Origin of the sequence: Protofrankia coriariae, from assembly GCF_001017755.1 — a bacterium.
GTDB lineage: Bacteria > Actinomycetota > Actinomycetes > Frankiales > Frankiaceae > Protofrankia > Protofrankia coriariae.
The window spans coordinates 39,482-64,145 of sequence record NZ_JWIO01000042.1 but is presented as its reverse complement, the minus strand read 5'-3'; the positions used below and the strand labels follow the sequence as shown (position 1 = coordinate 64,145).

20 protein-coding genes and 3 pseudogenes are annotated in these 24,664 nt (G+C 71.3%); 16 read left to right on the top strand and 7 right to left on the bottom strand.

Annotated features, from left to right (window positions below):
* Together FrCorBMG51_RS20160 and FrCorBMG51_RS20155 are read right to left on the bottom strand one after the other, a co-directional pair.
* Positions 1–1,969 (bottom strand): SDR family oxidoreductase (locus FrCorBMG51_RS20160; protein ID WP_047224607.1); only part of this gene is annotated, 1,969 nt, incomplete at its 3' end.
* A 284-nt stretch (positions 1,970–2,253) separates the two neighbouring features.
* Entirely contained in the window at positions 2,254–3,177 is a 924-nt protein-coding gene (locus tag FrCorBMG51_RS20155) for a 5'-3' exonuclease (RefSeq protein ID WP_052914867.1), read from the bottom strand.
* A 39-nt stretch (positions 3,178–3,216) separates the two neighbouring features.
* Between FrCorBMG51_RS20155 and FrCorBMG51_RS20150 the strand changes: the two genes are divergently transcribed.
* From FrCorBMG51_RS20150 to lnt, 5 genes and pseudogenes are all read left to right on the top strand, one after another.
* Positions 3,217–3,768 carry an Lrp/AsnC family transcriptional regulator gene (locus FrCorBMG51_RS20150; protein ID WP_476742213.1) on the top strand — a complete coding sequence of 184 codons (552 nt, stop codon included), beginning with the start codon at positions 3,217–3,219 and terminating at the stop codon, positions 3,766–3,768.
* Between the two features lie 168 nt (positions 3,769–3,936).
* Positions 3,937–4,515 (top strand): annotated as a pseudogene (locus tag FrCorBMG51_RS35065) (amidohydrolase family protein); the annotation flags it as partial.
* A gap of 218 nt (positions 4,516–4,733) precedes the next feature.
* Positions 4,734–5,741 (top strand): amidohydrolase family protein, encoded by a 1,008-nt coding sequence (locus FrCorBMG51_RS35060; protein WP_476742215.1) that lies wholly within the window; start codon positions 4,734–4,736, stop codon positions 5,739–5,741.
* A 960-nt stretch (positions 5,742–6,701) separates the two neighbouring features.
* On the top strand, positions 6,702–7,157 hold the full coding sequence (locus FrCorBMG51_RS20140) for a DMT family transporter (RefSeq protein ID WP_052914866.1): 456 nt from the start codon (positions 6,702–6,704) through the stop codon (positions 7,155–7,157).
* Between the two features lie 282 nt (positions 7,158–7,439).
* Complete coding sequence (gene lnt / locus FrCorBMG51_RS20135; RefSeq protein ID WP_047224604.1) at positions 7,440–10,187, top strand: apolipoprotein N-acyltransferase; 2,748 nt, start codon at positions 7,440–7,442, stop codon at positions 10,185–10,187.
* A gap of 77 nt (positions 10,188–10,264) precedes the next feature.
* Here lnt and FrCorBMG51_RS20130 read toward each other — a convergent pair whose 3' ends face one another.
* Positions 10,265–10,615 (bottom strand): RNA polymerase-binding protein RbpA, encoded by a 351-nt coding sequence (locus FrCorBMG51_RS20130; protein WP_013873689.1) that lies wholly within the window; start codon positions 10,613–10,615, stop codon positions 10,265–10,267.
* 120 nt (positions 10,616–10,735) lie between these two features.
* Here FrCorBMG51_RS20130 and FrCorBMG51_RS33225 point away from each other — a divergent pair, with 120 nt between their 5' ends.
* The 6 genes from FrCorBMG51_RS33225 (at position 10,736) to FrCorBMG51_RS20090 (ending at position 15,886) form a co-directional block, all read left to right on the top strand.
* Positions 10,736–11,092, top strand: a complete 357-nt coding sequence (locus FrCorBMG51_RS33225; protein WP_476742212.1) for a DUF4267 domain-containing protein — start codon at positions 10,736–10,738, stop codon at positions 11,090–11,092.
* A 229-nt stretch (positions 11,093–11,321) separates the two neighbouring features.
* Positions 11,322–11,759: a peptide-methionine (R)-S-oxide reductase MsrB gene (gene msrB / locus FrCorBMG51_RS20115; RefSeq protein WP_047224592.1), complete on the top strand. Its 438-nt coding sequence runs from the start codon at positions 11,322–11,324 to the stop codon at positions 11,757–11,759.
* 748 nt (positions 11,760–12,507) lie between these two features.
* Positions 12,508–13,641, top strand: a complete 1,134-nt coding sequence (locus FrCorBMG51_RS20110) for an AMP-binding protein (protein WP_086055586.1) — start codon at positions 12,508–12,510, stop codon at positions 13,639–13,641.
* Between the two features lie 349 nt (positions 13,642–13,990).
* Entirely contained in the window at positions 13,991–14,191 is a 201-nt protein-coding gene (locus FrCorBMG51_RS20100) for an AMP-binding enzyme (protein WP_047224589.1), read from the top strand.
* Positions 14,192–14,438: 247 nt separating this feature from the next.
* Positions 14,439–15,062 carry a cyclodeaminase/cyclohydrolase family protein gene (locus FrCorBMG51_RS20095; RefSeq protein WP_047224588.1) on the top strand — a complete coding sequence of 208 codons (624 nt, stop codon included), beginning with the start codon at positions 14,439–14,441 and terminating at the stop codon, positions 15,060–15,062.
* Positions 15,059–15,886, top strand: coding sequence for a bifunctional 5,10-methylenetetrahydrofolate dehydrogenase/5,10-methenyltetrahydrofolate cyclohydrolase (locus tag FrCorBMG51_RS20090; RefSeq protein WP_047224587.1), 828 nt, complete (start codon positions 15,059–15,061; stop codon positions 15,884–15,886). Before FrCorBMG51_RS20095 ends, FrCorBMG51_RS20090 begins: the two co-directional genes overlap by 4 nt.
* Before the next feature lie 180 nt (positions 15,887–16,066).
* Here FrCorBMG51_RS20090 and FrCorBMG51_RS20085 read toward each other — a convergent pair whose 3' ends face one another.
* The 3 genes and pseudogenes from FrCorBMG51_RS20085 to bioA all read right to left on the bottom strand — a co-directional run.
* On the bottom strand, positions 16,067–17,425 hold the full coding sequence (locus FrCorBMG51_RS20085) for a GGDEF domain-containing protein (protein ID WP_235433754.1): 1,359 nt from the start codon (positions 17,423–17,425) through the stop codon (positions 16,067–16,069).
* A 563-nt stretch (positions 17,426–17,988) separates the two neighbouring features.
* Complete coding sequence (locus FrCorBMG51_RS35055) at positions 17,989–18,192, bottom strand: hypothetical protein (RefSeq protein ID WP_476742214.1); 204 nt, start codon at positions 18,190–18,192, stop codon at positions 17,989–17,991.
* Between the two features lie 112 nt (positions 18,193–18,304).
* A pseudogene (gene bioA / locus FrCorBMG51_RS20080) lies at positions 18,305–19,345 on the bottom strand (adenosylmethionine--8-amino-7-oxononanoate transaminase); the annotation flags it as partial.
* Positions 19,346–19,650: 305 nt separating this feature from the next.
* Between bioA and FrCorBMG51_RS20075 the strand changes: the two are divergent.
* From FrCorBMG51_RS20075 to FrCorBMG51_RS20065, 3 genes are all read left to right on the top strand, one after another.
* Complete coding sequence (locus FrCorBMG51_RS20075; protein WP_047224586.1) at positions 19,651–19,944, top strand: GlsB/YeaQ/YmgE family stress response membrane protein; 294 nt, start codon at positions 19,651–19,653, stop codon at positions 19,942–19,944.
* A gap of 64 nt (positions 19,945–20,008) precedes the next feature.
* Complete coding sequence (locus tag FrCorBMG51_RS20070; protein WP_047224585.1) at positions 20,009–20,794, top strand: phytanoyl-CoA dioxygenase family protein; 786 nt, start codon at positions 20,009–20,011, stop codon at positions 20,792–20,794.
* Between the two features lie 166 nt (positions 20,795–20,960).
* On the top strand, positions 20,961–21,803 hold the full coding sequence (locus FrCorBMG51_RS20065; protein WP_047224584.1) for a rhomboid family intramembrane serine protease: 843 nt from the start codon (positions 20,961–20,963) through the stop codon (positions 21,801–21,803).
* Positions 21,804–22,072: 269 nt separating this feature from the next.
* On the opposite strand, the gene FrCorBMG51_RS20060 is transcribed toward FrCorBMG51_RS20065, so the two are convergent.
* Positions 22,073–22,642, bottom strand: coding sequence for a hypothetical protein (locus tag FrCorBMG51_RS20060; RefSeq protein WP_047224583.1), 570 nt, complete (start codon positions 22,640–22,642; stop codon positions 22,073–22,075).
* 344 nt (positions 22,643–22,986) lie between these two features.
* Between FrCorBMG51_RS20060 and FrCorBMG51_RS28590 the strand changes: the two genes are divergently transcribed.
* Positions 22,987–23,163 (top strand): hypothetical protein, encoded by a 177-nt coding sequence (locus FrCorBMG51_RS28590; protein WP_013873700.1) that lies wholly within the window; start codon positions 22,987–22,989, stop codon positions 23,161–23,163.
* 520 nt (positions 23,164–23,683) lie between these two features.
* Positions 23,684–24,321, top strand: a pseudogene (locus FrCorBMG51_RS20055) (response regulator).
* Positions 24,322–24,664 lie beyond the last annotated feature (343 nt).

The window sequence follows — 24,664 nt, the reverse complement described above, 5'->3', positions numbered from 1 at the left end:
CGAGCGCGAGACCGGTCGCGACGATCTCGTCGAACAGCGGCGTCAGCGGACGGGTGAGCACCTCGACCGCGCCGGTGAGCAGGACCGTCCGGTGCCCGGCCTCCCGGTGCTCGCGGACCCGGCGGATCGCCGCCGGCTTGACCCGGCGCAGCAGGATGTCCCCGGCGACCTCGTCGACGAGGCGGGCGAGCTCGTCGGGGTCGGCGCCGGCGTAACGGGTGTACACCGCCCGGATGAGATGGCCCCGGTCCCGCCGTTCGGCGCGGATGTACCCGGGCAGCGCACGGGCCAACGAGGCCAGCTCCCGGCCGCGGGCCACGGCGTTCTGGTCAGCCAGCCGCAGCCACAGGTAGGACTCGATCACGGTCGAGGACACCAGCGTGCCGTCCAGGTCGAACACCGCCAGCGTGTCCGGCCCACTGGCCGAGGCCGGGGCCACCCGGCGGGCTGCCGGCGGTGACGGATCCGGCCCGCGGATCGTCGCCGTCACGCTCGGGATGTGGATGTCCTGCAGATAGGTGTGCCAGTCGTAGCAGGCCGGGTCGAAACCGAACCGCTGCGCGTCCGCGGGCTCCAGCCCCTGGTGCAGGGCCCGGGTCGCGTCGTCGACGTAGACCAGTTCGGCCCGGGTGTAGGAGCGGTACAGGTCCTGGTAGCGGCGCAGGAACGACAGCCGCTCGTCGAGCTGCTCCAGGTCGCGGGCGGCCTGGCGGACCCGGTCGGAGCGGGGCGCGTACCCCAGCGCCCGGCCGGCGAGCTCGGTGAACCGCTCCCCGCGGCGCAGCCTGCTCTCGACCGTCGCGGCCCCGGCGAACCGCCACTCGGCCGCGGCGACGGTGCCGCGGTTGCGGGCGACCAGCGGGTGGCGCTGGAAGTACTCCTGGACGTGCTCGTAGAGGTCCCGGAACAGCAGCGGGTTACGGAAGCCCGAACAGACCGTGTAGTAGGCCGGGGTGTCCGCCGGCGGGGTGGTCGCCGCCGCGGCGATGATCGCGTTGACCACCAGGTCGACCGGGATGATGTCGATGATGCCGTCGGGGGAGGCCGGGAAGTCCGGCAGCTCCCCGCGTGCGTAGGCGATGATCAGCGGCTCGGCCATCTTGAAGCCCTCGATCCACCCCGGGAACGGGCGGGCCAGCGCGCTTTCGATGATGGACGGGCGCACCACGGTCAGCGGCAGGCCGTCGCGGGAGTTCTCCAGGTAGCGCTCGGCGAGCGCCTTGGTGAAGGTGTAGCAGTCGGTCCAGCCCAGCACCCGGGCCCGTTCCCCGCCGATCTCGACGAGCCGGCGCTCCACCCACCTGCGGCGGTGGCGTTCGGCCTCCCTGGAGACCGTCTGGGCGCCGGCGCGCACGTGCTCGGCCTCGGCCCGCTCCCGGAAGCCGCGCAGCGCCTCGGGGGTACGGGAGGCGTCCTCGGCCGCCGGCCGTGCCCGCTGCGCGGCGGCCTGCTCCACCCGCCAGTCGACGGTGTGCGCCAGCCGGCCCTCGGCCACGTGCCCGGAGCGCAGACCCGCCACGTACGCCGTGGAGATGTGCACGAGGTGGGGGCGGGCACCGCTGTCCTGCACGGCCCGCAGCAGTTCCTGGACCCCGCCGAGGTTGGTGGCGAAACCCGTGTCGATCGGCGGGTCGAAGGACACCTCACCAGCGCAGTGGATCACGATGTCGAGGTCCGCCGGTAACGTCGGCATCCGCTCCAGGTCACCTTCGAGCACGGTGACCCGTTCGCGCAGCGTCCGCTCGACCTCGTCCGCGCCGACCCGCTCGCGCCAGGCCGCGAATGCCGGTTTGGTCACCAGGGCGGCGAACCGGGCCTGTCCGCTGCGGCCGGCGCGGGGGCGGACGAGGACGACCACCTCGGTGTCGGGCAGATCGGACAGCAGCCGTTCGAGCAGTGCCTCGCCCACGAAGCCGGTCACTCCCGTGACAAGGACACGCTTGCCCGCGAGCCGCTCGGGCAGCCCCACCGCCTCACCTCGTTCCGTCATCGGTTCCGTCATCGGGATTGCGTTGTCGGGACGCCGGTGGTCACACGGTGAGGGACACCGGTGCGCGGGGCCGCGACCGGCTCACGCCGGTGAGGCTGCGTCCCCTTTCGCCCAGGTCTGCCTCGTTCGGCGCCGACCGGCCATGGAGCGGGTACGGGTGGACATTACAAGCACAGCCGCGACAAGTGACACAACCGACGTGGCCGACACCGCCGCCAGGGCGTGTCCGACGGCAGCCAGCTGATCATCTGGTCGATCGTCCGTCAGACACGCCCGATGGCCGCGACGAGCCGGTCGCAGGCATTCTCCACACCCCACCGCCGGGCCAGCGCGGCCAGCCCCGCGCGGTCGGCGGGCTGGGCGGGCAGCTGGTCCGCCACCGGCGACAGGGCGACGTCGGTGACGACCCTGACCACCGGCACGGCCGCGTCCAGATAGGCTGCGGCCTCGACGATCCGCTGCCTGCTCCCGCCCGGGAAGCCTGCGATCTCCCCACGCGCGGCCGCGGCCCGGACCGCCGCCAGCGACCCGAAGGCGCGCAGCAGCGCCGCCGCGGTCTTCACGCCGATGCCCGGCACGCCCGGCAGCCCGTCGCTGGGGTCGCCGCGCAGCACCGCGAAGTCGGCGTAGGCCCGGCCGGGGATGCCGAAACGGCTGGTCACGGCAGCCTCGTCGATCACGGCGAACCGCTCGACCGCGTAGCGCACCCGCACCGGCCGGGAGTCGTCGACCAGCTGGAACAGGTCCCGGTCCCCGGTGAGCACGTCCACCTCCGCCCGGCCGCGGGCGGCCAGCGTGCCGATGACGTCGTCCGCCTCGTAGCCGGCGGCCGAGACCCGGGGGATGCCGACGGCGTCCAGGACCGCGTCGATGATCGGTAGCTGGGCGGTGAGCTCCGCCGGGACGTCCTCGATCCACCTGGCCCCGGCGGCCCCGCCGACCCCTTCGGCCCCGCCGGCGGCCACCCGGTGGGCCTTGTACGACGCCAGCAGCGCGACCCGGAACTGTGGGCGCCAGTCCGCGTCGAAGCAGGCGACCAGCCGGGTGGGGCGGATCTCGGCGATCTGCCGGGTCAGGGTGTCCAGCAGGCCGCGCACGGCGTTGACGGGCGTCCCGCCCCCGGCGCGCACCGACCGCGGCACCCCGTAGTAGGCCCGGAAATACAGCGACGGAGTATCCAACAGCATCAGCCGATCGGCGGTAGCGGATGTACGCACTCGGACAGGGTGGCATCCCCTGCCGTGCACCGACACCCGCCTCCGCGCGTATCAACCCGCGTATCAACCTCTGCCCAGCACACGACCACGGTGCGTGATCTGCGTACGCTCCGGATCGTGCTGGAAGACCTTGACCGTGAGATCGTCCGTCTGCTGTGCCGGGACGGCCGGATGAGCTACACCGACCTGGGCCGGGCCACCGGCCTGTCCGTGTCCGCGGTCCATCAGCGAGTGCGCCGCCTGGAACAGCGGGGCGTGATCACCGCGTACGCGGCCATCGTCGACGCCGCCGAGATCGGCCTCCCGCTCACCGCGTTCGTGTCGATCAAGCCGATCGACCCGAGTCAGCCGGACGACGCCCCGGAGCGGCTACGGGACCTGACCGCCATCGAGGCCTGTCACAGCGTCGCCGGCGAGGAGAGCTACCTGCTCAAGGTCCGCGTCGGCACCCCGGGCGACCTGGAAAGCCTGCTGCAGCAGATCCGGGCCGCGGCGAACGTGTCGACCCGCACCATGGTCGTCCTGTCCACCCCGTACGAGGCACGGCCACCAGCCATCTGACAACACAGACTATCCGACACCGCCCGCGGCGGACGTCACGTCGGCCGGTGTGTGATTCTCGCGACCGTGCAGCCCCGACGGCCGTGATTCCCGACGACACGGCCGGCCCGCCATGGGTCACGGCGTCCGGCCCGGCCGCGGGCAGGCACACTTTCAGGTGTGACGGACATGTCGTCGAACCCAGGAGCAGCCGGCTCAGCCGACCCGCTGAACGAACAGGACGGACAACCGGTGGGTATCAGAGCGGCGCGTGCCAGAGCAGCGTCCGCCGCCGCGGCGGCGGACACCCGGAGAGCGGCCGCCGGGACGGGGCGAGNNNCCGGGACGGGGCGAGCCGGGCGCAACGGCACCCGGCGCATCCTCTACCGCGGCGGGCGGATCCACAGCCCGGCGTCCCCGTTCGCGACGGCGATGCTGGTCGAGGACGGCCGGATCGCCTGGCTCGGCTCGGACCCGGCCGCCGACGCCCTGGCCGCCGAGGAGACCGTGAACCTCGACGACGCCCTGGTCGCCCCCGCGTTCGTGGACGCCCACGTGCACGTGACCGCCACCGGGCTTGCCCTCGACGGGCTCGACCTGTCCGGGGCGCCGTCCCTGGCCCACGCCCTTGACCAGCTCGCCGAGCACGTCCGGCGCCGCCCCTCCGACGTGGTGCTCGGCACCAACTGGGACGAGACGGCCTGGCCCGAGGGCCGCCCGCCCACGGCCGCCGAACTCGACCGGGCGGCCGGCGGCGTGGCCGTCTACCTCTCCCGCGTCGACGGCCACGGCGCGGTCGTGTCGTCCGCGCTCGCGGCCCGCTGCGGCGCCCCGGGCAGGCCGGGCTGGCTCGGGGACGGCCGTTGCCGGGGCGAGGCCCACCACGCGGCCCGCGCCGCCGCCTACGACAGCGTGTCCGCCGGCCAGCGGCGGGCNGGCAGGTCCGGGCCCACGCCGCCGCTCTCGGCATCGCCGCCCTGCACGAGATGGCCGGGCCGGAGGTCTCCAGCGCGGACGACCTCAGCGACCTGCTCGCGCTCGCCGCCGCCGAACCGGGCCCCGTCGTCCACGGCTACTGGGCCGGGGAGATCGACACCGCCGTCGCTCTCGGTGCCGGCATCGGTGGAGACCTGTTCGTCGACGGCTCGCTGGGATCGCGCACCGCCGCGTTGCGCGCCCCCTACGCGGACGCCGCCGGCGGCGACGCGGGCCTCGCCGGCGGGGGCGCCGGGGCCGGCAGCCCGGCCGCCGGCAACCGGGGCCTGCTGCACCTGGACGCCGACGCCGTGTCCGCGACGGTCGTGCAGGCCGCCGAGGCCGGTCTGCAGACCGGCTTCCACGCGATCGGGGACGCCGCCCTCGACACCGTCCTCGACGGCTTCGAACGGGCAGCCGACAAGATCGGCCTGCCGCGGATCCTGGCCGGCCGGCACCGCGTCGAGCACTGCGAGATGGCTGACGCCGCCCAGATCGCGCGGATGGCCCGCCTTGGTCTGACCGCCGTCGTCCAGCCAGCCTTCGACGCCTGCTGGGGCGGCCGGGACGGCATGTACGCCCAGCGGCTGGGCGCCGACCGGGCGGGCGCGATGAACCCGTTCGCCGCGATGGCCGCCGCGGGTGTCGTCCTCGCGTTGTCCTCGGACGCCCCGGTGACCCCGCTGGACCCGTGGGGCGGGGTACGTGCCGCGGTCGCGCACCACACACCGTCGGCGGCGCTGAGCGCCCGGGCGGCGTTCGCCGCCGCGACCAGGGGCGGGTGGCGGGCGGCCCGGGCCGACGGCGACGGCAGCGGGCTGCTCGCCCCCGGGGCCCCGGCGACGTTCGCGGTCTGGCAGGTGGCGGGGGAGCTGGTGGTCCAGGTGCCGGACTCCCGCGTCGCGGCATGGTCCACCGACCCGCGCGCCGCCGTCGCCGGCCTGCCCGATCTCGACGGGCCCACACCGACCTGCGTACGCACGGTCGTGCGCGGCACGGTCATCCACGACCTGCTGTAGGGGCCCGGGGCAGGGCCGCGAGGAGCGCTCGTGGCTGGCCTGCCCGGGACGGACGGGGCGGGCAGGCCAGNNNNGGGCAGGCCAGCCGGTGGGCAGCCCCCTGCCCGCCCCGTCCGTCCCTACTACCCGTCCATGGGCACGAACGCGCCCGTCGGCGCGGAAGCGAATACGAGAAAGGGTCCCGGACCGCCCTTCGGACCGACGCCGTGCCCGCCGGATGCGGACGCGGACACCGTTGTCTAGGGGACGATCTGGGACCCTCCGGGCTGTCTCGCAGCCCCCCTTTGCCAGCGACGGGAAACTTCCTGTCCGAACCCCGCCGCTGACCGGGCCTGGTAGCAGGCGATCAGGGACGTGTAAGCGTCCGCTGGCCGCCGGCCGGTCCAGTTGTCAGGGAAGGCACTCCCGCAGCCGTCTGATGAGTGGACAGGATGAACGGTACCGGTCGTTACTCGGTCGCTGTCAACCACACGTTCCCTCCGGGTCTTCCTCCCGTTCTCCCTGATTCCCCCCGGACGCGGCGCGGTTCGCCGCCATGCCAGCGCGCCAGCCAGGCATGACGTGTGCGTGGTCGCGCCGCGGCCGCGCATGACTGCACAGAGCAAATTGTGTGTTAATTGTTATTTCTGGGTGCCGCGGGTCGCAAATGCCGGCCTTCCTCCGGATTTTGCGAACTTCATTCTCAAGAAGAAGATCGCACGATGGATATATCAACCAACAGACAATCAGCGAACAAAAAATATCCACAGACCCCGTGGTCGCGCCGACGGTAGGGGCATACCGACATTGGGAGCATAGAGTGCTTGCTCGAGTGCGGCGTGTAGTACTGTCGGCTGCGGTTCCGAACGAGACCTGACCGCGGCCGGGGCCGCGAGCCGGCCACGCCACCGGGAAGCCGCCAGGATGCCGCCGAGAGGCCAGACCAAGAGGTCCACAGGCCAAGAGCTCCAGGAAGAAGCGATGACCGCCACCGACGCCGCCCACCGCCCTGCCGCCAGGCGCAGGCACCGGCGGCCGACCGATCTCTCCCGAAGGATCCTGATGAGCTGGCTGGTTCTGGTGGTCGCGATCGCCTGCGACGTGGCAGCCACCTACGCCCTCGCTGCCTCCCACGGCTTCCGCAACCTGGTCCCCTCGGTCCTCGCCGTCCTCGGGTTCCTCCTGACCACCTACTTCTTCGGCGTCGCCCTCACGGGACTGGGCCCGAGCGTGTCGTACGCGGCCTTCGGGGCGCTGGGGACCGCCTCGGTCGCCGTCATCGGCATCGCCCTGGGCACGGAGCACGCCAACTGGCTCAAGACAGGCTCCCTGACTCTGATCATCATCGGTGTGCTCCTGCTCCCTCTCGCCGACCACCGGGACAAGAGCACCGCACCGCCCCCCACGCACAGCTCCGAACGAACCGCCCGAAGCTGAGATGCCAACCAGGCAATGCCAACCAGGCAACACGGCCGCATCCCAGAACCCTCAGCGCCACACAGTCGCCCTCACGGGAGCGAGGGAACAAACGGTCGCTGTGGCAGCCGTTTCCGTACTCGTTCCTCTCAGGACGGGGTGCGTCAGCACGGTGCTCCGGTGACGTCTTCGATCCGAACCTGACCCACGCCGGCCGCCCGGGCCCGGCGGACGGATGTTTCGCTGACCCGGTCGTTGGCTGGCCGGCTGGTAGCCGACACTAGAAGTGTGGCAGCCCAGGACATGCTGAGCGCGGATCACGGTGCGAGCCGCGGTGCCGCGTCCGGCACGGACGACGCGTCCGAGCCGGACGGGGACGCCTCCTCGCCCCAACGGTCGTCCCAGCGGCCGGTGCGGCGGCTGGGACGCCGGCTGATCCGGCCACTGTTGGCGGCCACCGCCGGCGTGCTGCTGTACCTGGCGTTCCCGCCCGCCGGGATCTGGCCGCTGGCGCCGGTCGCAGCCGCGCTGCTGACCCTGGTCGTGCGCGGTGTGCGCCCGCGTCGGTCGTTCGCCCTCGGCCTGCTCTTCGGTCTCGGCTTCATGCTGGCGATGCTGCGTTTCGTGACGTTCGTCGGCATCGACGGCTGGGTGGTGCTCTCGGCCGGCGAGGCGGCACTGCTCGCGCTGGTCGCCCCCGCGAGCACCGCGGTGATGCGGGTACGCGGGTGGCCGTTGTGGGTGGCCGCGGTGTGGGTCGCGCAGGAGGCGGTGCGCGCACGGGTGCCCTTCGGCGGCTTCCCGTGGGGGAAGCTGGCTTTCAGTCAGGCGGACACACCGCTGACACCACTCGCGGCACTCGGCGGATCACCACTGGTGACCGCCGCGGTCGCCGGCATCGGCGCGCTGCTGGCCGCGGCCGCCATCCGCGCGGGTGTGCCGGCCACGGAGGCCACCGGATCGTCCCGCTCACCCGGCGCGCATGGCAGGGACGAGCGGACGGGCGCCGGAACGGGCGGCAGGAGCCGTTGGGTACGGACGGCCGTGGCGACAGCCCGTCCGCTGGCCGCGGCCGCCGCCGTGACGCTGGTGGGCCTCGCGATACCGCTGCCGACCGCGGCGCAGACCGGCACCACGGACATCGCCGCGGTGCAGGGCAACGTCCCGCGGGCCGGTGGGCTGGACGCGCTCGGGCGCATGTTCCAGGTCACCACCAACCACGTCACGCGGACCGAACAGCTCGCCGCGGACGTGGCCGCGGGCCGGGCCCCACAACCCGATCTGGTCCTGTGGCCGGAGAACGCCTCGGACGTCGACCCGCTCGCCGACCCCCGCGCCGCCGCCCTGCTGGACCGGGCCGCGCGGGCGGCGGGCGCTCCCGTCCTCGTCGGCGCGGTTCTCGACGGGCCGGGTCCGCGCAGGGTGCGCAACGCCGCCCTGGTGTGGGACAACACCGGCTGGACGGGGCAGATGTACGTCAAGCAGCACCCGGTGCCGTTCGCCGAGTACCTGCCGGGCCGGGCCGTCCTGGAGAAGCTGATCGGCCGGTTCGCCACCGAGATGCCCAACGACTTCGTCCACGGCACCGCAACCGGGGTCCTGACCATCCGTGACATCACCATCGGTGATGTCATCTGCTTCGAGGTGGCCTACGACGGCCTCGTGCGTGCCGCTGTCGACGCCGGCGCGCAGTTGCTGGTCGTGCAGACCAACAACGCCTCGTTCGGACGCCGGGGCGAAAGCGAGCAGCAACTGGCCATGACCCGGCTGCGCGCGGTCGAACACGGGCGGGCAGCGGTGCAGGTGTCCACCAGCGGTCAGAGCGCGATGGTCATGCCCGACGGCCGGATCATCGCACAGTCCGGGCTGTACCAGGCGGCCATCCTGACCGCCGCGCTGCCGTTGCGTACGGGGCGTACGGTCGCGGACCGGCTCGGTGGCCTCCCGGAGACGCTCCTGGTGATGATCGGAGTGGTCGCTGTAGCGTTCGGCCTGCGGGCTGGGCGGACATCGGCCCGACGGACCGCCGGGCCGGGTGGGATCGCCGGCCAGCGGCGAGAGCAGGACGGGCAGGCGGGCAGCGGCCCCGCCGACGACAGCGCTGGCGACACCGAAGACACCGAAAGGAGCCGCGTGGACGGCGAGCGCGTTCTCGTGTGTGTTCCCACCTACAACGAGCGGGAGAACCTTCAGGACACGGTCAACCGGCTCCGGACGGCCAATCCGGACGTGGACGTGCTGGTCGTCGACGACGCGAGCCCGGACGGCACCGGCGAACTCGCCGACGAGCTCGCCGCCGCCGACCCGCACGTCCACGTCCTGCACCGGCAGACCAAGGAGGGGCTGGGCGCGGCCTACGTGGCCGGTTTCACCTGGGGGCTGGGCCGCGGCTACGGCGTCCTGGTCGAAATGGACGCCGACGGCTCGCACCAGCCGGAGGAGCTGCCCCGCCTGCTCACCGCCCTGCGCACGGCCGACCTGGTCATTGGTTCACGCTGGGTGCCCGGGGGAGAGGTGCGCAACTGGCCGCGGGCCCGGCTGCTGCTCTCCCGCGGCGCCAACGTGTACGTGCGGACCGCCCTCGGCATGCCGCTGGCCGACGCGACCGCGGGGTTCCGGGCCTACCGGGCCGAGGTCCTGCGCAGCCGCGATCTCGACCGGGTCGCGTCGCAGGGGTACTGCTTCCAGGTCGACCTGGCCTGGCAGGCGTGGCGGTCGGGATTCCGGGTCGGCGAGGTCCCGATCACCTTCGTCCAGCGTGAGCGCGGACGGTCGAAGATGAGCCGGGCCATCGTGGGGGAGGCGCTGTGGCGGGTGACCTGGTGGGCGGTGCGGTCCCTGCGCGACCGGCCGGCCGCGGGCGGCAGCCATGGCGCCCGGCGGCAGGCAGCAGGCAGGAGCGCGGCCGTGGTGGGCCGGGACGAGACAGGCCCGGGCACGCGCTCCGGTGGGGACGGCGGGCCGCTACCACTGCCTGCGGCCCGGGGAAGCGCCGAGGAACAGCAGGCCGAGGAACAGCGGGAACGGTCGACGACGGGTGTCTCGGCATGAGACCGGTTCGACACGCGTGTGGCCCGTCCGGATCGTCCGGACGGGCCACACGCGTGGGTGTCGCTACGGCAGACGTGTCAGGCGGAGCGCCGGTCCTGCCCGGTGCCCCGCAGGACCGCGAGCCGCTCAGCCAGTACCTCTTCAAGGTCGTCGGTGGTACGCCGCTCCATCAGCATGTCCCAGTGCGTGCGCGGGGGCTTGCTCTTCTTCGGCTCCGGGACCTCGCCGTCGACGATGACCGATCCGGCACCACAGACACGGCACTCCCAGACTGCCGGGACCTCGGCCTCGGCAGCGAAAGGCATGGTGAACTGGTGGCCGTTCGGGCAGTCGTAGGACGCGGTCTGGCGGGGCGCGAGTTCGGTGCTGCGGTCCGTCTCGTAGGAGACTGCACCTAGACGGCTGCCTCGCAGGATGCGCTCGCCCATGAAAACCCTCCCGAGCGTCGATACCAGTGAGGAACTCAGACTCATCAACGCTCGGGATCTGTGGGACGTTCCCCTGGGGACAAGGCCGTTAACGAGATCGTGCTCACACAAGGTATAAAAATGATCATGATTAAGCCTCCATCTATTACGTACGGTCAGCAAGTGGCTCTTCTCGGGGCAGCCCGTTGTGCGTTTGGTGTCGGATTGCTGACACGTCCCGCCAGATTCGCGCGCCTCGTCGGAGTGGACCGGGTCACCGCCGAACGGACGGCGTGGCTCACACAGCTCGCCGCCGCCCGTGACATCGCCGTCGGCGCCGGCCTGCTCGCGACCCTGCTGCGGCGCGACGGCTCACCGGCGCGGGGGTGGCTGCGGGCGGGCGCGTTGATCGACACGGCCGACGCGGCCGTACTGCTCAGCGCCGGTATCCGCCGGGACATCGCCTGGGCGCCGGCCGTGGCGGCGNGGCGGCGCTGACCGCCGCCGGCGGCGCCGTCCAGGCAGGCCTGCTCACCACCCGTCCGCCCGCCAACACGGACCCGGCGGACCGCCGGACGGCAGCCGCTCGGCGGCCTGCCGCGCGGGCTGGCGCCGCCGGGCCGCCGAGCAGCGGCCCACCGAGCGGCCCGGCCCGGCGGAACGCCCTCGGGGAACGAATCCGCCGCGTGAAACGTCCCACACCAGCAGAAGAGGGGAGTGGTGTGGCATGAGCGACGACAAGGAGGTCACCGTGGCAACGCACCAGGTCGTCAAGACCGAAGAGGAGTGGCGTAAGGAACTCCCTGCGGAGCGTTACGCCATCCTGCGTAACGCCGCCACCGAACCGCCCTTCAGCGGCTCCTACACGTACAGCAAGGAAACCGGCATCTACCGTTGCGGAGCGTGCGGGAACGCATTGTTCGACTCATCCACCAAGTACGACTCCGGATCGGGCTGGCCGAGTTTCTGTGAGCCCAAGGTGGCGGACGCCGTGGAACTGGTCGAGGACCACTCCCACGGCATGACCCGCACCGAGGTCCGGTGTCGTCGCTGCGGGTCACATCTTGGACACGTTTTCGACGACGGTCCGGCACCGACCGGCCAGCGCTACTGCATGAACTCGCTCGCGCTCGACCTCGACCCGACACCGGAGAACCCCGCCTGACCCGGAGAGTTCGACACACGTAGGCGTCGGCGCGGCAGACGCGCATCCGGCACGACTCTGCCCGCCGTCGCCCCTCCCCCGCACGGCACCGTCACGCCGATAATCGACATTATGTCAAGTAGATTGGTCGGGACCCCACCCCGACCGTCCGTCCGCGGTCCCCGTCGTCCCGCCCGCATCCCTGCCGCATCCGTCATTCGCCCCGCCGCGCATCCACGGCGGGGACCGAGGCCGGCGCACGGGCCGGTCGGCCAGCTCCGAACGGCCCGTGCCGTTCGGGCCCTGTGGACCTGTTTCACGCGGACACGTCCGCGGAACAATGCCTCGGAAACGCCCGCCCGGCCGGCCCGGGCCGGGCGACCCGAAGTCGGCTATTCGACACCGGAGCGACAGCCAGGACGACATTTGACGGCAGGACGCGGCATTGTTCGTCCGCTGTCATCCGTCATGTGTCATCCACATCATGCCGGGTGGGCCGCACGCCGGACGACAGACGACAACCAGACAGCCGACGGGTGTGCGCAGCGGCCACGGTGGCACGGTCCCGGCGGGATATGCTCATCCCCCACAGGGCCCGGACCACCGTTGCGTCGGGCGGGAACACCTGTAAGGACGGGGGCGTTCGGTTCAGGGGCTTATTACCGGGTGACGCGCGGAAGCCGCCGTTTCTCCCATCGGTCCATATGTGACCAGTAACACCCCGGATGACGTCACATCGACCCGCTGAAAACTGATATAGCGGTCTGGGGTGTTTTGTGGAGAGAGGTATCGGGAGCGTGGCCAGAAATCTTCCGGCGATGGTCGGGGTGTATTTACGCGGAAGCCGGCGAAGGTGGTGGTGAAAGTGACATCCGTGACCGGCTGGCTGGGCGTGCATGGCAGGGAACAGCCAGACCAGGTGTACCTCAGGGAAGCTCGCGGCAACCGTTCGGTCACCTACGGCACGATGGCCGCCCTCGTCCAGCGCTGGCAGCGCGATCTGGACGCGCACGGCCCGCGGCCACAGGGACGAATCGCGATCCTCGTGTCGGATCCCCTGGACTTCGCCGTGGTCTTCCTCGCCATCCTGGTGAGCGGCAGGCACGCGGCCCCCCTGGATCCCGACGCCCCGCCCGCGGAGCTGGAACGGGCGCTGGCCCGGATCCGCCCCGCTCTCGTGGTCACCGACCGACCGCTGCCCCCCGCGTGTGGCGTCCGCCAGCTCAACCCGCGAATGACCACCAGGCACACCGTCACGTCGCCCGTGTCGTCGCCCGTGTCGTCGTCGGGGCACGTCGCCAGCGACGGCCCTACCGCTGGCGGCACCGCGGCTGACAGCGCGACCGACGGCAGCGGCGCACACCACCGGACGTCCGGTGGCGTCCTGCTGACGGGCGCGACGGATACCGCGGCGGCCGCGGCGACCAGAGAGATCTTCCTCGACGGCGGGCAGCTCGCGCACGTGGCCGCCGCCGCCGCGCGCCACCACCAGCTGACCCGGGCGGACATCGGTTACAACCCGCTGCCGCTGGTCCACGTCAACGCGCAGGTGGCCGGGCTGCTCGCCACTCTGTACAGCGGGGGCACCCTTGTCCTCGACCGGCGGTTTCGCCGTCGCGGATTCTGGACGATGATCAAAAATCATCGGGTAACCTGGATAAACGGGATTCCGTCGATCGTGGCCCTGCTGGCCATGGATCCGCACGCCGCCCAGGCCCGCGACTGCCGGCTCCGGTTCGTCCGGTCTGCCTCCGCTCCCCTGCCCGTCCCCGTGTTACAGGCGTTCGAGGAGGCCACCGGCGTCCCGGTGCTGGAAACCTACGGCATGGCCGAGGCCGGCAGCATGATCACGGCAAATTCCCCGCGGGGAGCCCGCAGGCCNGCTCGGTGGGCCTGCCGGTAGGCAGCGAGGTACGTGTCGTCGACGACGAGGCGAGGCCGTGCCCGCCGCGGCAGGCCGGGCGGGTACAGATCCGCGGCCCCGGGGTCATCCGCGCCTACGCCGGCCCGGCCGGCGCCGACAGCTTCACCCCGGACGGCTGGCTGGACACCGGCGACATCGGCTTCACGGACGCCGACGGCTACCTCTACCTCACCGGCCGCGGCGACGACGTGATCAACCGTGGTGGTGAGAAGGTCTCCCCCCGCGAGATCGAGGAGGTTCTGCTCGCCGACCCGCGGGTGCGCCGCGCGGNNACCCGCGGGTGCGCCGCGCGGTGGTGGTGGGCCGGCCGGACGCCGTCCTCGGTGAGGTGCCCGTCGCGCTGGTCGTCCCGGTGAACGGTCCTGATCCCCTGCTCGTGGCCGAGCTCGTGGAGCGTTGCGAGGCCGGCCTCGCCAGGTTCAAACGGCCAACCAGCATAGAGATCGTCACCGACCTCCCCGGTGGCCGTAGCGGCCCGCTCCGGCGACCGGCCGTACAGGCCGGAATCTCCGGATCGGCGGCCGCGTGACGACCTTCCTCCCGTCATCCCCCGCCCTTCCCCGTCTTCCCCCTGCCTTCTGTCTTGTGCCCCGGTCTGGGCCAGGGGCACAAGACAGCCCAGGGGCCCGGTTTTCCGGCTTTCCGAGCCGCTGAGCCAACCGCCTGTGGGCTTGCTACGGTGCAGTGCGGTCAGCCGTGGGAAGTTCACAGACATGCGGCGCTGTGGTGACACGCGGCCGGCCGGCAGGCAGAGTCAGCAGGTGGGAGAGGGTGCCGTGGACGACAAGACGATGGCGGGGTTTCTCGCCGAGCTGGCTTCCCCCGCGCCCGCGCCGGGCGGTGGCGCGGCCGCGGCGCTGCAGGCCGCCCTCGGCGCGGCGCTGGTGAGCATGGTCTGCAATCTCACGATTGGCAGGCCCCGGTACGCCGAGCACGAGGCGACGATGCTCTCCGCCCGAAGCGAGGCCGACAAGGCCCGCGCCGAGGCGCTGGCGCTGGCCGCCGCCGACGCCCGCGCGTTCGCCGCGGTCAGCGACGCCTACAAACTGCCGAAGGGCACCGACGAGGAACGGGCCGCTCGCAGCCGGGCGATCCAGACCGCGCTGGTCACCGCGGCCGAGGTGCCGCTGCACACCGCGGCGGTCGCGGCGGCCGTGGTGGGGCTGTGCGCGAGGATCATCGACGGCGCGAACGTCAACGTCCTCAGCGATGTCGGGGTGGCCGCCGCCAGCGCACGCGCCGCGCTGGACAGCGCCGCGATCAACGTACGTGTGAACACGGCGGTGATGACGGACGCGGACGCGCGGGAGCGTGCCACGGCCGCCCTCGCCGACCATCTGACCTCTGTGGCTACGGCGGACAGCATCGTGCGCGCCGTCGGGGAACGGATCGGATCATGAAGTTGCTGGACGGGCGGGCCATGGCCGCGGAGATCGGCCGGGGTGTCGTCGACGATGTGGAGCGGCTGCGCGAGGCCGGCCGGGTGCCGACACTGGCCGTGGTCCTGCCGGATACCGACCCGGCGGCCCGGTCCTACGTCAGGGTGATCGAACGTGGCGCGGCGAAGGTGGGGGTCCGCTGCGTCATCCACGAGCTGTCCGGGGACGCCGCCGACCTCGTCGCCACGGTCGACCGGCTGGCCGCCGACGACGAGGTGCACGGCCTGATGGTGCAGACCCCGCTGCCTCCGGGCCTGTCCGCGGACGACGTCGGCAGCCGCATCCCCCCGCACAAGGACGTCGACGGGATGAACCCGCTGAGCCTGGGCCGGCTGGCCCTGGGCCTGCCGTGCTTCGCGCCGGCCACCGCCGCCGCGGTGCTGGAGATCCTGCACCGCGGTGACGTCAAGCTCGCCGGCGTCCACGCGGTGGTCATCGGGCGCAGCCCGGTGGTCGGCAAGCCCGCGTCCCTGCTGCTGCTGGCCGAGGACGCCACGGTGACGATCTGCCATTCCCGCACGACCGACCTGCTCTCGGTCGTGCACGAGGCCGATGTCGTGGTGGCCGCCGTCGGCCGTCCCAAGATGATCGGCAAGGGGTTCATCCGGCCGGGTGCCGTCGTCATCGACGTGGGGACGAACGTCACCGAGGCCGGTCTGGTCGGCGACGTGGACGCCGACGCGGTCGCGTCCGTGGCGGGCGCTCTCACACCGGTCCCGGGCGGGGTGGGTCCGGTGACCACGATGCTGCTGCTGCGCAACACCACCAGCGCCGCCGCCCGGTGACCAACCGGTCAAAACGCATCAGAAGGAAAGGAACGGCAGACGACGCGGGCGGCCCGTGAATGATCCCGTGAGCGATGTCGTTGTGAGTACGGCGTCGTAGTGAATGTTGTAGTGAATGCGGTGCCGCTGTGAATACGGTGTCGCTGTGGATGTGGCGTTCGTGGTGAACGGTGCGGGGTGTCAGGCGGTCGTCGGGGCGTGGGAGGCGTGGGAAGTCAGACCGGCCGCCAGGCGGACGCGGTTGCGGCCGTCGGCCTTGGCCCGGTAGAGCGCCGCGTCCGCCGTCTCCAGCAGGGCGGCCAGTTCCACGTCCGTGCCGGCCGCGGTGGCCACCCCGACCGAGACGGTCACGGACACGCAGACCACGCCGGCGGCGTGGCTGTCCGCCCGGCAGCGCATCCCGGCCACCTGCCGGCGGATCCGGTCGGCGGCCCGGGCGGCGGCGTCGAGATCGGTGTCACAGAGCATGATCACGAATTCTTCGCCGCCGAACCGGCCGACGAGATCACGCGGCCGGGTGGCGGCGCGCAGCGCGTCCGCGACACACATGAGAACGGCGTCGCCGGCCAGATGGCCGAACTGGTCGTTGACCTTCTTGAAATGGTCGATGTCCACGATGAGCACGGACATCGGACGGCCCGAGCGCCGGATGCGCAGCACCTCCTTCTCCGCCGTCTCCCGCCAGTAGGCGGGGTTGGCCAGCCGGGTCTTGGCGTCGGTGCGGGCCGCCTGGAGCAGTTCGGCGTGTAGCAGGCTGCGCTGGAGCAGGAGGGCGGGCGGCGTCGCGGTGAGCATGAGCAGGGGGTGCGCGGTCCACAGCACGGCCAGCCCGATGGCGGAACACATCTCGGCGGCGTCGACGGCGAGTATCTCCCGCCGACCGCCGGCGAACGGCCGGCGGGCCGGCTGTGCCGATCTCGGATGCGCGCACCACAGCATGCCGCGCAGCAGAACACGGTTGAGCACTGTGTAGGTGAACACCGCCACGACCAACGCGCCGATACGCCCGGACGAACCCACCAGGGTGTCGATCCGGTACGGCCCCTGGGGCGGGGCGAGCGCCCGGTGCACGCTGGCCGCGCAGAAGCCCGACACGCCCAGTGCCGCCGCGTTGAAGACCTGCCGGTACCGGGGCTGCGCGGCATCCTGGCCGTGGGAACGGAAAAGGCAGTGCAGGGGTATGTGCAGGACTGCGGCGTACAGCGGTGGGAGAAGAAGCGTGACCGGCAGGGTCCAGTTCGACAGCAGGTCCCGGTGCGGCTCGTCCTTCCGAAGACCGGGCACACCGAGATGCCGGGACGTTTTCATGGCCAGCCGGCCGAGCAGAACGAACGCCCCGAAGGTGAACAGGTCGGCAAACCTGAAGGAAAGCCCGAACAGGCCGACAAGGACAACTACCAGACACAGTACGTCGACGGCGACAAGATAGCGGACAAGCCGTGGCGGAAGGCTCCACAGCGCAAAATGTGACACCTGTTCGGCCAGCCGTTCACCGGCCTGCCGGGCAGCCTTTCCCCCGCGCTGCCAGGACTGCCGCACGAGTCGCCGGAGCCGCCGCGACCGGGATGGGGGGGACGGCCGAGGCGACCGGGACGGCCGCTGTGACGGCTGGGACGGTCCGGGTGCCAGCGGCTGGGACGGCTGAAGCGGCTGGGACGAGCGAGCTGGCCGGGGCAACGGTGGCCGGGATGACGGCTGGGACGGTGACTGGGATGGTGAACGAACTGGCGAGCAGGGTGGCGGACGCACGTCGGTCTCGCCGGCGGTGGAGTCCGCCGCCGCGGCCGCGTCATGCGTCGTTGTTCCAGCGGGATGCGCGGTTTTCCCCGGATTCACCGCTCCCCGGAGAGGAGGTAACAAAATGTGGGACATCATGCCGGGTCGACCTTCCTCCCCGTTCGCCTCGTTTCGGTTTGATGTGCACCGACTCGTTACTCAGAGTCATCAACAGAAACAAAGAGTACGGACGGTGGCCCGGCGACCGCAACCACTTCGATGTTGTCCCGATGTCAGAAACCGTCGGGCGATGCCCGAGGAGATGACCCCGACGCGGCACACAACCGTTCCGACAAGCCCATTGCCGCAGGTCAGCGGTTAGATCATCAGGTGGTGCGGGCGACCGCCTCCACCATGGCGGCGGTCAGCGCGGCGACATCTGGGCGTGTCATGACGTATGGGGGCATCGCGTACACCAGCCGGCCAAACGGACGCACCCAGACCCCCAGCTCCACCAGCAGCGGCTGGATCACCCGCATGTCGACCGGCTCCCGGGTCTCGATCACCCCGATCGCGCCCAGCGTCCGCACGTCGGCGACACCGGGCAGTGCGCGGGCGGGCGCGAGCCCCTCGGCCAGCCAGGNNGAGCCCCTCGGCCAGCCAGGTCCGCAGATCGCCGACCTGGCGCCGCCACGGCCCGGACAGCAGCAGGCCGATGCTGGCGTTCGCCACCGCCGCGGCGAGCGGGTTGCCCATGAACGTCGGCCCGTGCATGAACACGCCCGCCTCGGACGCGCACACCCCGGCCGCCACCTCGTCCGTGCACAGGGTCGCGGCCATCGTCAGGTATCCCCCGGTCATGGCCTTGCCGACGCACATGATGTCCGGGCTGATCCCGGCATGGTCGCAGCCGAACAGCTCCCCCGACCGTCCGAACCCGGTCGCGATCTCGTCGGCGATAAGCAGGATGCCGTGGGCGTCGCACAGCTCACGCAGCCGGGCCAGCCAGCCCGGGGCGTAGAAGCGCATCGCCCCGGCGCCCTGCACCACCGGCTCGCAGATCACCGCGGCGATCTCGTGCTGGTGCTCGTCGAGCAGCCGGGCGATGCCGGCGACATGCTCGTCCTCGCAGGGCTCGTCAAAGCCCGGCCGCGGCGCCTCGGCGAAGAGGTGACGCGGCAGCAGACCGGTGAACAGATGGTGCATGCCGGTGTCCGGGTCGCACACGGCCATGGCGCCGGAGGTGTCACCGTGATACCCCCGGCGGATGGTGAGCAGCTTCGTCCGGCCGGGACGCCCCCGTCCCCGCGCGTACTGCAACGCCATCTTGATCGCGACCTCGACGGAGACCGACCCGGAGTCGCAGAAGAACACCCTGGTCAGCGGCGGCGGGGTGATCTCGACCAGGGTGCGGGCCAACGTCACCGCGGGCGCGTGGGTCAGCCCGCCGAACATGACGTGGGCCATGTCGTCGAGCTGGGCGCGCACCGCCGCGTCCAGGACCGGGTGGGCGTAGCCGTGGATGGCGGCCCACCACGACGACATGCCGTCGATCAGCTCCCGCCCGTCGGCCAGCCGCAGCCGCACCCCGGACGCGGACGCCACCGGGAACACCGGCAGCGGGTCGGTCGCCGACGCGTACGGATGCCAGACATGCGCCCGGTCGTCGGCGAGCAGCTCCCCCACATCGGCGTACCGAGCCGACGTGTCTCCCTCCGGACGATGCCGCGGACGATGCCCCATACGCCATGTCTACCGTGCCCCGTCCATCACACGTCATACGGCGTACGCCGTCCCGCCCACGGCCCACCGCCGATCTCGGCGCGCTCCTGGCCGTCTGACCATCCGCGGCGGATGTGACGGCTGGGTGGACGGCATGTCCCGCGGTGGTCACGGCGGCCGGCCANNNCGGCCGGCCGCCGCGGTATGGACAGGCGGCAACGGACCATCGGCGTTTGCGAGGAAGCCGCGTGGAGATAATCCCACCGTTGGTGACAACGGCTGGTGACAGTTACTGGTGACAACGACTCCCACCGGGGAAGGCCACCATGTTTCAACTGATCTGGATCATCCTTGCCGGCCTCGTGATCGGCCTGTTGGCACGACTGGCCGTCCGGGGGCCGCAGCGGATCCCGCTGTGGCTCACGATCGTCGTCGGCATCGTCGGCGCGCTGGTGGGCAACATCATCGCCAGTGTGCTCGGTGTCCGCCACACCGGCGGTTTCGACTGGATACGCCATATCCTGCAGGTCGGTGTGGCCGCCGGCCTCGTCGTCCTCCTCACGCCCCTGTGGCTCAACCGCAACACCCACCGTCCCGACGAGCACCGCCAGTATCGGTAGGCCCTGGCTCTCCGACGCCCGCCGCGAGAGGCCCCGACCCATACCCGCACTGCATGATGGCCGTATGACGAACGGTGTCGACACGTTGCCGGAGACGTCCGAGACATCGGAGACGATCGCGGGGCTGGCCGCGGACTTCGACCGCGACGGTTTCGTGATCGTCCGCGGGCTGTTCACCGAGGCGGAGACGGCCGCGCTCGGTGCCGCGCTCGCCGACCTCCAGCGCCGGATCGGCACCGGCGATCTCGACCGCTCCTGGGCCGGGGACGATCTCGGCGGCGACTTCAACGGCAATCATCCGCCGTATGTGCACTACGTCGTCGGGGTCACGCACCTCTCCCCCGTCGCCGCGGCGGCGATCCGCCACCCCGTCCTGCTCGCGCTCGTCCAGCGCATCCTCGGCAACGACCACTGGCTGTACGACGTGGACGACCACGGTGTCATCTACCAGGACGCCCGCCCCGGCGCCGGGATGACCTACACGCGGATCGGCTGGCACAGCGACCACCAGTCCCGGCCGACGTCGGAGATCTGGCCCGGGGTGGCGCTGACCTTCCACATCGACGCGACATCGCCGGCCAACGGTTTCCTGCGGGCGGTGCCCGGCAGCCACCGCGGGGACTGGGACGCCGTCCCCGGCGGCTTCGGCAAGCTCCCCGGTGAGGTGGCGGTCTACTGCGACCGCGGTGACGTGCTGTTGCACCACAGCGACCTGTGGCACGCCGCCGCCCGCGCCACCGAGGATCCGCCCGGTGGCGTACGCCGGCACATGCGCGGCAGCTACATGGGCGGCCGCCCCCTCGCCCCCGGCGAACACCTCGAGCCCTTCAACAAGAACGCCCTGCGCTGACCACTCGACCAGCCTCGAACTTCATGCAGCCTCGAACTGCATGATCGTTGTGATTCTGGTGCTGCTGGAACAGCAGCAGAATCACAACGATCACCGTGTTAGCTGGGCCAGCCCTCATCGGGTGGGTGGTTGTCGGTGACGCGGACGGCGCGGGCAGGATGGGTGCGTGGTCCTACCGATTCACGACATCAACCCGCTGCGCCGCCGGCCGGTCGTCACCTGGCTGCTGATAGCGGTCAACGTCGCCGTCTTCGTGCTCTTCGAGCCGATCGTGACCTCGGTCGCCGGAACCGCCACGGCGACTCCGCAGAGCGTCTGCGAGCAGGAACGGTTCTTCGACCACTGGGGCGCGGTCCCCACCGAGATACTGGACAACAAGCCCGCCCCTCAGGCGCCCAGCGGCCGGTCCGCGGGCGTGAACCCGCAGGGCCAGGTGCTGTGCGAGGTGGAGTCCCCGCCGTCGTTCAACAAGTCCCCGGTCCTGTCGGTACTGACCGCGATGTTCCTGCACGGGAGCTGGCTGCACCTGCTCGGGAACATGCTTTTCCTCGGCGTGTTCGGCAACAACGTGGAAGACCGGATGGGACGCTTCCTCTATCTGATCTTCTACCTGGCATGCGGATACGTGGCAACCTACGGGTTCGCGCTGTTCGAGTCGGACTCGACCACGACGCTCATCGGCGCCTCCGGAGCGGTGGCCGGCGTGCTCGGCGCCTACCTGGTCGTCTTCCCGCGGGCGCGGGTCATCGGCCTTGTCACGTTCCTGTTCTTCCTGCCGTTCTGGCTGCCGGCCTGGATAGTGCTCGGATTCTGGTTCCTGCTCCAGTACATCTATTTCATCGGTATGGGTGTCGCCGAGGGCGGCAGCGTCGCCTACGGCGCCCACGTGGTCGGATTCGTTTTCGGCGCGTTGGCAGTCCTGCCGTTCGTCCGCGAACTGCGGGCCGCGGGGCCGGCCCGATACCAGCCGCCCGACCAGCGGTGGGTCCGCCGGATGCCCTGGCCCTGACCGGCCGACGCTGACGGGCCGACGGCGCCGGCCCGTCAGCCGCATCCAGGAAGGCGGCCGGAACCGGCCGGTCGAGTCGGCCGGTCCACGGAACACTCTCGCCGTGTTTTCACACTATGTGCCGGTGGACGGGCTGCCGCGCTCGTCCACCCACCCGTCGCGGTCATCGCGTGCAGGCAGATACGGGCGAGCCGGCCCGGCCCGGGCCGATCAAGCCGGGGGGCCTGGCAGCCCGGCCCGGGCTGGTCACCCGCCGGCAGCTGACATGTTCAGACGGTGACCGTCGTCGACCGCCACAGGCGCCGCTTCTTCCCCGCCTTCTTCTCGGCCGGGTCGCTTCCGACCTGATCCTTCCCGACCGGGGCCGCAACCGGCACGGCCGACGCGGGTAGATCGATGGCGACCGTCCGCCAGCCCTCGTAGACCTCCTCGGACGGGAACCCCCGCGCGGCCAGGGCCTGCGCGGCGCCGACGAGCTGCTCGTACGTCCGCTGGTCGTCGACCTCGTCGGCGCGGTCAGCGTGGTCGTCCTGTGCGGCGTACCGGCGCACGACGGTGCCACCAACACGCAACGGCGCGCCACCCGGCGCCAGGGCACCAGCTGACAGCGGGGTGGCTGACGGTGCGTCAGCTGACGGTGTGCCGTCCGCGGGCGCGCTGGCGGCTGACGGGGTGGCCTCGCCCAGAGTGCGTGTCAGTGTCCAGGTGCGCACGAAAGCGACGGTGTGTGGCTCGTCCGGATCGGTGGTGGGCAGACCGCCCACATACTCCTCCAGAATCCTGACCACCTGTTCGACGGCCGCGGGACCCGGTTCCGCGTCGTCCTTACCCAAGCCCATCTACAACATCCTCTCCGGATATGTGGATAACTCCGGACCGTGACCGCCGGAGCGTGACAGCCGATGACAACCGAACCGTGACGACCGCGAACCGCCGCACGCGGAACCGATAGCGCATCATCCCGGATGATGCGGTTGCTTCCGGCACCGGGGTGCTCACGAGACATTGCCGACACATACGCCCACAAGGTGTTTGAACGCCCGACCGGGAGTAAAGATCGACCAATCCGCTGATCGGGAATGGGGCGTCCGGGTGGGACGCCGGGCACGACGTCGTGCGGGCCGCCGCCCGGACACGCTCCTCACGAGCTCCCGCGGGCCCCTCGGCCCGGGAAAGGACCATCATGCGTACCCGGGTACAGGTCCCCGTCATCGCCCTGATCTGGTTCGCCGTCGGCATCGTCGTCGCAATCAACAGGGACTACCAGGTGCACACCGGTTCCCAGCTCGCCACCTTCGTGCTGGCCGTGACCATCTGGCCGGTCCTGCTCCTTGGCGGCAGCGTGAACATCCAGCTCTGACCGGTACCCGCCCGGCTCACCTCCCACCGCACCGGTCCAGCGCCCCGAAGCGCCCCGAAGCCGACCGGGTATCCCGCCGAGCCTGGTCCCGCCCCCCGTCGGCACCCGCCCGGGCGGGGCCGCGACGGCAACGGCGGTGGCACCCGCGGCACCATCAGCACCGGCACCGTGTCGGTCGGGATTCGGGATTCGGGATCCGGCCCGTGCGGCCGGCCGGCGGCGGTACCGGTGTCCCGCCACCGGGTGTGTCGAAGTATGCGCCGGCCGCGGCAAAGGAGGCATCCGGCGATTACCTGGGACCTGCGGGTCGAACCGTTCCAGTCCGGGCTAGAATCTGTTTGCAGAATATGACGTGCGGTGACAGACAACCCGGCTAGACGACCCGGCCAGCCGGCCAGACAGCCCAATCAGACAACATGGCCAGACACCCCGGTCAGGCAGCCCAGTCGGACAACCCGGTCAGGCGGAGAAAACCGTGTCAGAAGAATCTGCGAACGCGGCCGGGCCCACCGATGTCACGGTGGGTGCCACGCCCATCCGGGTCTTTCTCCTTGACGATCATGAGCTGGTTCGCCGCGGGCTGCGCGATCTTCTTTCCGAGGAGCCCGACATCGAGGTGATCGGCGAGGCCGATCATGCCGACGGGACGGACCGGGCGATCCTCGCCGCCCGGCCCGACGTCGCGGTGCTGGACGCACGCCTGCCGGACGGCAGCGGCATCGAGGTGTGCCGGCAGGTCCGTTCCCGCAACCCCGCTGTCGCCTGTCTGATCCTCACCTCGTTCGATGACGAGGAGGCCCTGTTCACCGCGATCATGGCAGGTGCCGCCGGGTATGTCCTCAAGCGGGCCCGCGGTACCGCTCTGGTGGACGCCGTACGGCNGCGGCGGGCCGTTCCCTCCTCGATTCCGCGGTGACCCCCCGGGTACTGCGCCGCGCGGGGCAGGAACCCGTCCACGACGAGCGGCTCGCCACCCTGACCGAGCAGGAACGCCGCATCCTCGCGCTCATCGCCGAGGGGCTGACCAACCGGCAGATCGCCAACCGCCTGTTCCTGGCGGAGAAGACCGTGAAGAACTACGTCTCCAGCCTGCTGGCCAAACTCGGGCTGGAAAGCCGGACCCAGGCCGCCGTCTTCGCCACCAAGCTCGCCCACTGACGGACGCCCTCCCACGGACGATCGCTGGACGATTGCTGGACGATTGCTGGACGATCATTGTGTGCCGGCACACGCTGGCCAACGAGCATATAATTACTCTCAGTAGCTATCGATCGGACCGCGACATCGGACCGCGTCAGGCGCCCACCCGGCTGCCATTGCCTGCCGAAGCTGCCCACTGATCCCACTGGCCGCTGAGGTTGTTGGCCGCTGGGCCGCCTGCCACTGAGGCCGATGTGCCGTGGCGTGTGCTATGGCGTGTGCCGTGGCGCCGTCGCGCAGCCGCCCAGATACATCAACAGAAGCACATGGATAAAAATGCTGCGACAATTCGCCGAGTCGG